At 70.5% G+C, this 6944-nt stretch carries 7 protein-coding genes; 5 read left to right on the forward strand and 2 right to left on the reverse strand.

The features are described 5' to 3' along the window. Nucleotides 1-27: 27 nt before the first annotated feature. Entirely contained in the window at nucleotides 28-2118 is a 2091-nt protein-coding gene (locus C3488_RS22625) for a PQQ-binding-like beta-propeller repeat protein (protein WP_103842172.1), read from the reverse strand. A 179-nt stretch (nucleotides 2119-2297) separates the two neighbouring features. Between C3488_RS22625 and C3488_RS22630 the strand changes: the two genes are divergently transcribed. The 5 genes from C3488_RS22630 (at nucleotide 2298) to proC (ending at nucleotide 5329) form a co-directional block, all read left to right on the forward strand. After that, nucleotides 2298-2615: an SH3 domain-containing protein gene (locus tag C3488_RS22630; protein ID WP_103842174.1), complete on the forward strand. Its 318-nt coding sequence runs from the start codon at nucleotides 2298-2300 to the stop codon at nucleotides 2613-2615. A gap of 81 nt (nucleotides 2616-2696) precedes the next feature. Further along, nucleotides 2697-2978: an SH3 domain-containing protein gene (locus C3488_RS22635; protein WP_258053586.1), complete on the forward strand. Its 282-nt coding sequence runs from the start codon at nucleotides 2697-2699 to the stop codon at nucleotides 2976-2978. 46 nt (nucleotides 2979-3024) lie between these two features. After that, a complete protein-coding gene (locus tag C3488_RS22640; protein ID WP_103842178.1) occupies nucleotides 3025-3519 on the forward strand; it encodes a hypothetical protein in 495 nt (164 codons plus the stop codon). Nucleotides 3520-3587: 68 nt separating this feature from the next. Beyond that, the gene (locus C3488_RS22645; protein ID WP_103842180.1) at nucleotides 3588-4364 is read left to right on the forward strand and encodes a class I SAM-dependent methyltransferase; all 777 of its coding nucleotides are present in this window, start codon (nucleotides 3588-3590) and stop codon (nucleotides 4362-4364) included. A 155-nt stretch (nucleotides 4365-4519) separates the two neighbouring features. After that, the gene (proC, locus tag C3488_RS22650) at nucleotides 4520-5329 is read left to right on the forward strand and encodes a pyrroline-5-carboxylate reductase (protein WP_103842182.1); all 810 of its coding nucleotides are present in this window, start codon (nucleotides 4520-4522) and stop codon (nucleotides 5327-5329) included. A 114-nt stretch (nucleotides 5330-5443) separates the two neighbouring features. Here the strand turns inward: proC and trpS are convergent, their stop codons facing one another. Then, the gene (gene trpS / locus C3488_RS22655; RefSeq protein WP_103842184.1) at nucleotides 5444-6478 is read right to left on the reverse strand and encodes a tryptophan--tRNA ligase; all 1035 of its coding nucleotides are present in this window, start codon (nucleotides 6476-6478) and stop codon (nucleotides 5444-5446) included. Nucleotides 6479-6944 lie beyond the last annotated feature (466 nt).

A 6944-nucleotide genomic window follows, 5' to 3' on the forward strand; every position in this document is an offset into this window, starting at 1 on the left:
CCCGGCGACGGGCGGCCCTTTCGCGTCCTACCAGCGGGACGGCTCGCGTCCGTCGACGGCGAAGACGGTTCCGTCGGGGGCGGTGGCGTAGACGTGGCCGTCGGCGAGCACCGGTTGGGGAAGCGAGGCCGCGACCCAGTCAGTGTTCGTACCGAGCCGCGCCCGGGTCTGCCCGACGAGCGCTCCCTTACGCGCGTCCACGGCGAGGAGTCGGCCGTCGGCCGCAGTGACGTAGACGTGGCTGCCGTCGGCGACGGGCGCGGAACCGCGACCCACGGACGTCTCCAGCTGCCAGAGCTGCTTCCGCGCGTCCATGTCGAGGGCCTCCAGTGACCCGCCCGAAGCCAACACGTAGACGACGTTCCCGTGCACGGTGGCCTGGGCGTCCTGGCGTCGGACGGGCAGTGCCACGCGGCGTGACACCTTGGACTCCGGGCTGTAGCGGACGACGGCGACCGTGTCTCCGTAGAACCGGTCGACGGAGAGGAAGAAGACCGATCCCTTCCCTGTGCCGACAGGCCTGAGCGTCCCGTTCAACCGCGCTGCCCAGCGCACGAACCCCGTGTCCGGATCCACCGCGGTGACCTGCGTGCCCGAGCCGTCGCCGGACGTACTCGTGGCGTACGCCAGCGGGTCGCCGGTGAATGAGGAGAAGTACGGCGCGCGGTGGCCCGGAATCCGCCGGGTCCACTGGGTGTCGCCCGATGCGCTGTTCACGCCGGTGACCGTCCCGTCGGAGTGAGTGAGCAGGAGCATGCCGCCGACGTACGCCCTTCCGCTCTGCGTGGGCATGTCCCGCTGCCAACGCGTCCGCCCGGTGTCAGGGGCGAGCGCCTCCAGGTGCCGGCCGTCCTCCGTCGACAACTGCACGAGACCACCCGACAGGACCGGCGGCCCGCTCCAGCGGGCCTCAGTAACGGACCGCCGCCACAGCAGGCCGCCGTTGAAGGGAGAAAGGGCGAACACGACGTTGGGCTCTGCACAGAGCAGTTTCCCTTCGGCGTACGAACACTGGGGCATACCCTCCTGCCCGGCCACCGGCTTCGTCTCCCATGGCCCGAACCCCGCCGATGTGACCCGGGGGCCGGTCCGGGACGGCGCGGGACTGCTGTCGTCGACCGAGCGGACCGCCAGAATCGCGCTGCCCACCAGCAGACCGAGCACGCCGACCGCCACGGTTGCACGCCTGCGGAGGCGTCCGGGGCGCCGTTTCGACTGCTCCACGCTCGGCTCCGGCCTCGGCTCGTCACGTGTCCGTTGCGCCGGTATGAACGCCTGGGTGTCGTACGAGGCCGCCACCGACCGCAGTTCCCGCATCAGCTCGTCCGGCGTGGGCCGGTCCTCGGGCTCCTTGGCAAGACACCGCGACACCAACGGCGCCAGGTCCTCCGGCACACCGGTCAGATCCGCCTCGTCGTGCACGACCTGGTAGGCGACGACATACGGACTGTCCGAGTCGAACGGCCCCCGCCCAGTCGCCGCGTGCACCATGACGGACCCCAGCGCGAAGATGTCGGCGGCGGGACCGACCTCCCTCGGCCGTCGGAACTGCTCGGGTGCCATGAAGGGCGGCGTACCGATCAACTTGCCGGTCTCGGTGCGCAGTTCGCTGTCCTTGGGCCGGGAGATGCCGAAGTCGATGACCTTCGGGCCGTCCTCGGCGAGCAACACGTTGCTGGGTTTCAGATCCCGGTGCACGACTCCGACCCGGTGGATGTCGCGCAGCGCCTCCGCGAGCCCGGCCATCAGCCGACGCAACTGGGCCGGGGCCATCGGCCCATTCCGCTTCACGTGCTCGGAGAGGGTGGATCCGGGAATGTACAGTGTGGCCATCCATGGCCGTTCGGCCTCTGGGTCGGCGTCCACGACGGGTGCGGTGAAGGCACCGCTCACCCTCCGGGCCGCAGCCACCTCCTGCCGGAAACGGCCCCTGAACTCGGGGTCCTTGGCGAACTCGGCGTGCACGACCTTCACCGCCAGCTTCAGCCCCGAGGTGCTGCGGGCCAGGTGCACCACGCCCATGCCGCCGGAGCCCAGACAGGACTCCAGGCGGTAGTGACCGGCGTACTCGGGAAGTTCCGCTTCCGCGCCCGCTCCGGTGTTGTGCTGTGGCGCCATGGACCACCCCCGTGCTGTTCGTCCGCGCGCGCGACGCACGGAGCCTAGTCGATGACTCGTACGAGACCGAGGCGGCTTGCTAGCCTCCGCGGCGAGTCGCGCACGTGTGTTTCACGGTGTGATGCGAGGGAATCAACGGGACCTCATGACAGTCATGAGGCAAACGGGGGAGGTACTTCATGTCTGTTGACCATGTCGAAGAAGTCGGCAGCGGCGACGAGGCGAACGCCGTCACGACGGCCGCGGCTCTGCGCTACTACGCGGTCGCACCGGGCGTTCGGCTCAACGTCCGCAGTGGCCCGGGCACCAGCTACAGCATTGTCCGCGTGCTCAACGAGGGTGCGTACGTCCCGATTTACTGCCAGACGCCGGGTTCGACGGTGACGGGCTATTACGGCACGAGCAACATCTGGGACAACATCAGCAACGGCGAGTTCGTCGCGGACGCGTACGTGAACACGGGTAGCGACGGCTATGTCGCCTCGCGCTGCGGCTGATCTCCCCTCCGAGAGGATGCCATGACGTTCAGGAAACGCAGATCCCTTCTCCTCGCGGGTTCCGCCGCCGGGGCCCTCCTCATGATGCTGGGCACCTCCACGGATGCCTCGGCGCTCACCTACTACCCGGTCGCCCCGGGCGTTCGCCTCAACGTCCGCAGCGGCCCCGGCACCGACTACACCATCGTTCGGGTCCTGCCGGAGGGAGCCAAAGTCCCGATCTTCTGCCAGACGCCGGGTTCGACGGTGACGGGCTATTACGGCACGAGCAACATCTGGGACAACATCGACGACGGCGAGTACGTGTCGGATGCCTACGTGAACACGGGCAGCGACGGTTACGTCGCCTCGCGCTGCGGCTGATGCGACCGGGGCGGGGTCCGTCGATGGCCGGAGTGATAATCGACCCGTGAGCGACGAGACCGGCACTCCGGACACCCCCAAGGGCGGCCCCCGCCCCGAACCGATCCGCTTCTTCGGCACCACCTGGGTGGATCACGACGGCGGCTACACGGCCCGCCGTATCGCCGTGTCCGCCGGCTCCCTCGCCGCCGCCGCGATCTCCTGCCTCGTCCTGCGCTTCGCCTATCAGGGCCTGAGCATCGCCGACGTCGGCGCACTGGTGACGCTGCTGGTCGTCGTCATGTTCGCCGTGTGCAGCGCACTCGCGTTCGGCCACACCTGGGGAGCCTTCACCAAGCGCCCCGACCCCGAGCGCCAGTCCTCCCTCCGCGGCCTCCTCACCATCGGCTTCGTCGGCTCCCTCCTCGCCTACTTCTTCCGCTCCCTGACCGAGGCCCCCGGCGAGAAGCTCCACCGCGAGGAGTACGACCAGGCCCGAGCCGCCCACGAGAAGCGCACCTCGCGCCGCACCGGCAACCCCTCCCGCCGGCGCCGTTCCTGACCCGGGCCCCCGCCCAACGCCGCGTAAACCCGCTGCCCCGGCCCCCGGCTCCCCGCCACCATGGGCGTATGACCGCGCCCTCCCGAGCAGCCCGCGCCCACTCCTTCAACGCCGCGGCCGCTCAGTACGCCGCGAACCGCCCCTCCTACCCGCCCGCGCTCTTCGACGCTCTCGAAGACCTCGCCGACCGTCCCCTCGCCGGCGCCCGCGTGGCCGACATCGGCGCCGGTACCGGCATCGCCACCGCCCTGCTCAGGGCCCGCAGCGCGCACGTGCTCGCCGTGGAGCCCGGCGCCGGCATGGCCGACCAGTTCCGCCGATCCCTCCCCGACGTCCCCCTCCTGCGCGGCGACGGCAACGCCCTCCCCCTCGCCACCGCCTCAGTCGACGTCCTCACCTTCGCCCAGTCCTGGCACTGGACCGACCCCGCCCGCTCGGTCCCCGAGGCCCTGCGCGTCCTGCGGCCGGGCGGCGCGCTCGCGCTGTGGTGGAACATGGACGCCCAGGACGTTCCCTGGATAACCGAGCAGGCGGACCGCATCAAGCGTTTCTTCGGCACCGAGCAGGCGACCAAGAACGGCGCCGGCGGCACCCATATCGGACTCGCCTTCCAAGGGGCGCCCGAGGTCCCCGCCCACGCCCGTCGCGTCATCCGCTGGAGCCGTACGATCCCCGTCGACACGCACCTCGCCAACATCGGCAGCCACTCGATCTTCCTGGTCGGCGGCGAGGAACGCGCCGGAGCCTTCCTCGCCGAGGAGCGGGACCACCTCCTCAAGACCTTCCCGGACGGCCGTGTCGAGGAGGCCTACGACGTGGTACTGATCGTGGCCCGGCGGCTCTAGCCGCGGACACACCGCCGGCGCCGGGTCATGGCCCCGCCACGTCCACCCCTGGGCACGGCACAGCCGCCGTCCCGCCCACCGGACACCCCGCCGATCGCACCCTCCCCAGTGCGAGGATGACCGAAGGACGACGCACCCCGGAGGGCCCCACCACCATGAGCCAGAAAGTCGCAGTCCTCGGTACCGGCAAGATCGGCGAAGCCCTGCTCAGCGGAATGATCCGAGCCGGCTGGGCCCCCGCCGACCTCCTGGTGACCGCCCGCCGCCCGGAGCGGGCCGAAGAGCTCCGCACCCGCTACGGCGTCACCCCGGTCACCAACCCCGAGGCCGCGAAGACCGCCGACACGCTCATCCTCACGGTCAAGCCCCAGGACATGGGCACGCTCCTCGACGAGCTCGCCCCCCACGTCCCCGACGACCGTCTGATCATCAGCGGAGCCGCAGGCATCCCCACCTCCTTCTTCGAGGCCCGCCTCGCCGCCGGCACCCCGGTCGTCCGCGTCATGACGAACACCCCGGCCCTCGTCGACGAGGCCATGTCCGTCATCTCCGCCGGCACCCACGCCACCGCCGACCACCTGGCCCACACCGAGGAGATCTTCGGCGCCGTCGGCAAGACCCTCCGCGTCCCCGAGTCCCAGCAGGACGCCTGCACCGCGCTCTCCGGCTCGGGACCGGCGTACTTCTTCTACCTGGTCGAGGCCATGACCGACGCCGGCATCCTGCTCGGCCTGCCCCGCGACAAGGCCCACGACCTCATCGTCCAGTCCGCGATCGGCGCCGCGGTGATGCTCCGCGACAGCGGCGAGCACCCGGTCAAGCTCCGCGAGAACGTCACGTCCCCGGCGGGCACCACGATCAACGCCATCCGCGAACTCGAGAACCACGGTGTACGGGCCGCCCTCATCGCCGCCCTGGAGGCCGCCCGCGACCGCAGCCGCGAACTGGCCTCCGGCAACAACTGACGTCGCCCCCGGGGCGGGGTGCCGTGCCACCCCGCCCCGCGAACGACCTGCCTCCTCCGCGGTCACCAGGCGCGTCGCCCGTTCGGAGCCACCGCCTCCCGATGCCGGGAGCGCCTAGCGAGCCGCGCTCATCACGGGTTCCCGCACCCCGGCAGCCGGCGGCAGCAGGCCGATCGCGCGATAGGCGGCGTCCACGGTCGGCCGGGCCACCGCCCGCGCCCGCTCCGCGCCCTCGCGCAGCACGTCCTCCACATACGCGGAATCGGCGCACAACTCCCGGTGCCGCTCCTGCACCGGCCTCAACAGCTCGACCACGGCCTCCGCGGTGTCCTTCTTCAGAGCGCCGTACGACGTGTAAGCACCGCTCAACTCCTCCGGATCACTCCCGGAGCAGGCGGCGAGGATCTCCAGCAGATTGGCCACGCCGGGCCGCGCCTCCCGGTCGTACACGACCTCCGCCCCACTGTCGGTCACCGCACGCATGACCTTCTTCCGTACGACGTCCGGCTCGTCGAGCAGATAGACGATCCCGGGGCCGGAGTCGTCGGACTTGCCCATCTTCGACGTCGGGTCTTGAAGGTTCATGACGCGGGTCGCGATCTTGGGGGGCGTCGCCCGCGGCACCACGAACGTGTGCCCGTACCGCTGGTTGAACCGCACGGCCAGGTCCCGCGCCAGCTCCACGTGCTGCGTCTGGTCGTCCCCGACCGGCACCTCGTCCGTCCCGTACGCCAGGATGTCCGAGGCCATCAGCACGGGATACGTCAGCAGGGACAGCCGTACGCTCCCACCCCGCTCCCGTTCGCGCGCGGCCTTCTCCTTGTACTGGATCATGCGCCGCATCTCACCGTCGGTGGCTACGCACTCCAGCACGTACGACAGCCGCGCGTGCTCGTCGACGTGGCTCTGCACGAACAGGGTGCACCGCTCCGGCTCGAGCCCGGCCGCCAGCAACAGCGTCGCCGCCTGCCGACTGAGCCTGCGCACCCGCGCCGGATCGTGGTCCACGGTCAAGGCATGCAGGTCGACGACGCAGAAGAGCGCGTCCGCCTGGTGCTGGTCGACGTCCACCCACCGCTGGATGGCGCCCAGGTAGTTTCCCAGCGTCAGGTGCCCGGTCGGCTTGACCCCGCTGAAGACCCGTGTCATCTCACTCCACCTCCTGGTCGGGGGCCGCCGCCTTCGGCCGGCCGCCCCTCGGAGATCCGGAGGGAGATACGAGAACGGCCGCCGAGGCGGCGGCCGTTGAGCGCATACGTGAGTCCGGCCGCCGTCAGGCGGCCCACCACAGCTGGTTGCACGCACGCGAAGTCATGGCATCGAGGGTACGCCCACCGGGAGCCGACGCAAGGGACGCGGCCTCGAGTTGACACGTAGCGGGCTGATCCGTAGTGTTCTCCGGGTTGCCCGACGTGAGCGCCGACTCCGGTCGGTCCCCGGGCAGCCATTCCGCAGGTACCAACCGATAATCGGCGCAACGTCGTCGTGGGTATCGGCATGCGTATTTTCGGAATGTAGGAGCGAAGCACCCGATTAGCTCGGGAGTCGAGAATCCGCTAAAGTCTCACTCGTCGGAACGGCCCAAGGGCCGGGAGGGCAAGCCCGGTTGACTGGG

The sequence above is a fragment of the Streptomyces sp. Ru72 genome (genome assembly GCF_002920635.1).
Classification (GTDB): domain Bacteria; phylum Actinomycetota; class Actinomycetes; order Streptomycetales; family Streptomycetaceae; genus Streptomyces.

Excerpts from the sequence above, each read along its gene's own strand:
- trpS (WP_103842184.1), bottom strand. The coding sequence starts at position 6,478 with ATGACACGGGTCTTCAGCGGGGTCAAGCCGACCGGGCACCTGACGCTG.
- C3488_RS22625 (WP_103842172.1), bottom strand. The coding sequence starts at position 2,118 with ATGGCGCCACAGCACAACACCGGAGCGGGCGCGGAAGCGGAACTTCCC.
- C3488_RS22645 (WP_103842180.1), top strand. The coding sequence starts at position 3,588 with ATGACCGCGCCCTCCCGAGCAGCCCGCGCCCACTCCTTCAACGCCGCG.
- proC (WP_103842182.1), top strand. The coding sequence starts at position 4,520 with ATGAGCCAGAAAGTCGCAGTCCTCGGTACCGGCAAGATCGGCGAAGCC.
- C3488_RS22635 (WP_258053586.1), top strand. The coding sequence starts at position 2,697 with ATGATGCTGGGCACCTCCACGGATGCCTCGGCGCTCACCTACTACCCG.
- C3488_RS22630 (WP_103842174.1), top strand. The coding sequence starts at position 2,298 with ATGTCTGTTGACCATGTCGAAGAAGTCGGCAGCGGCGACGAGGCGAAC.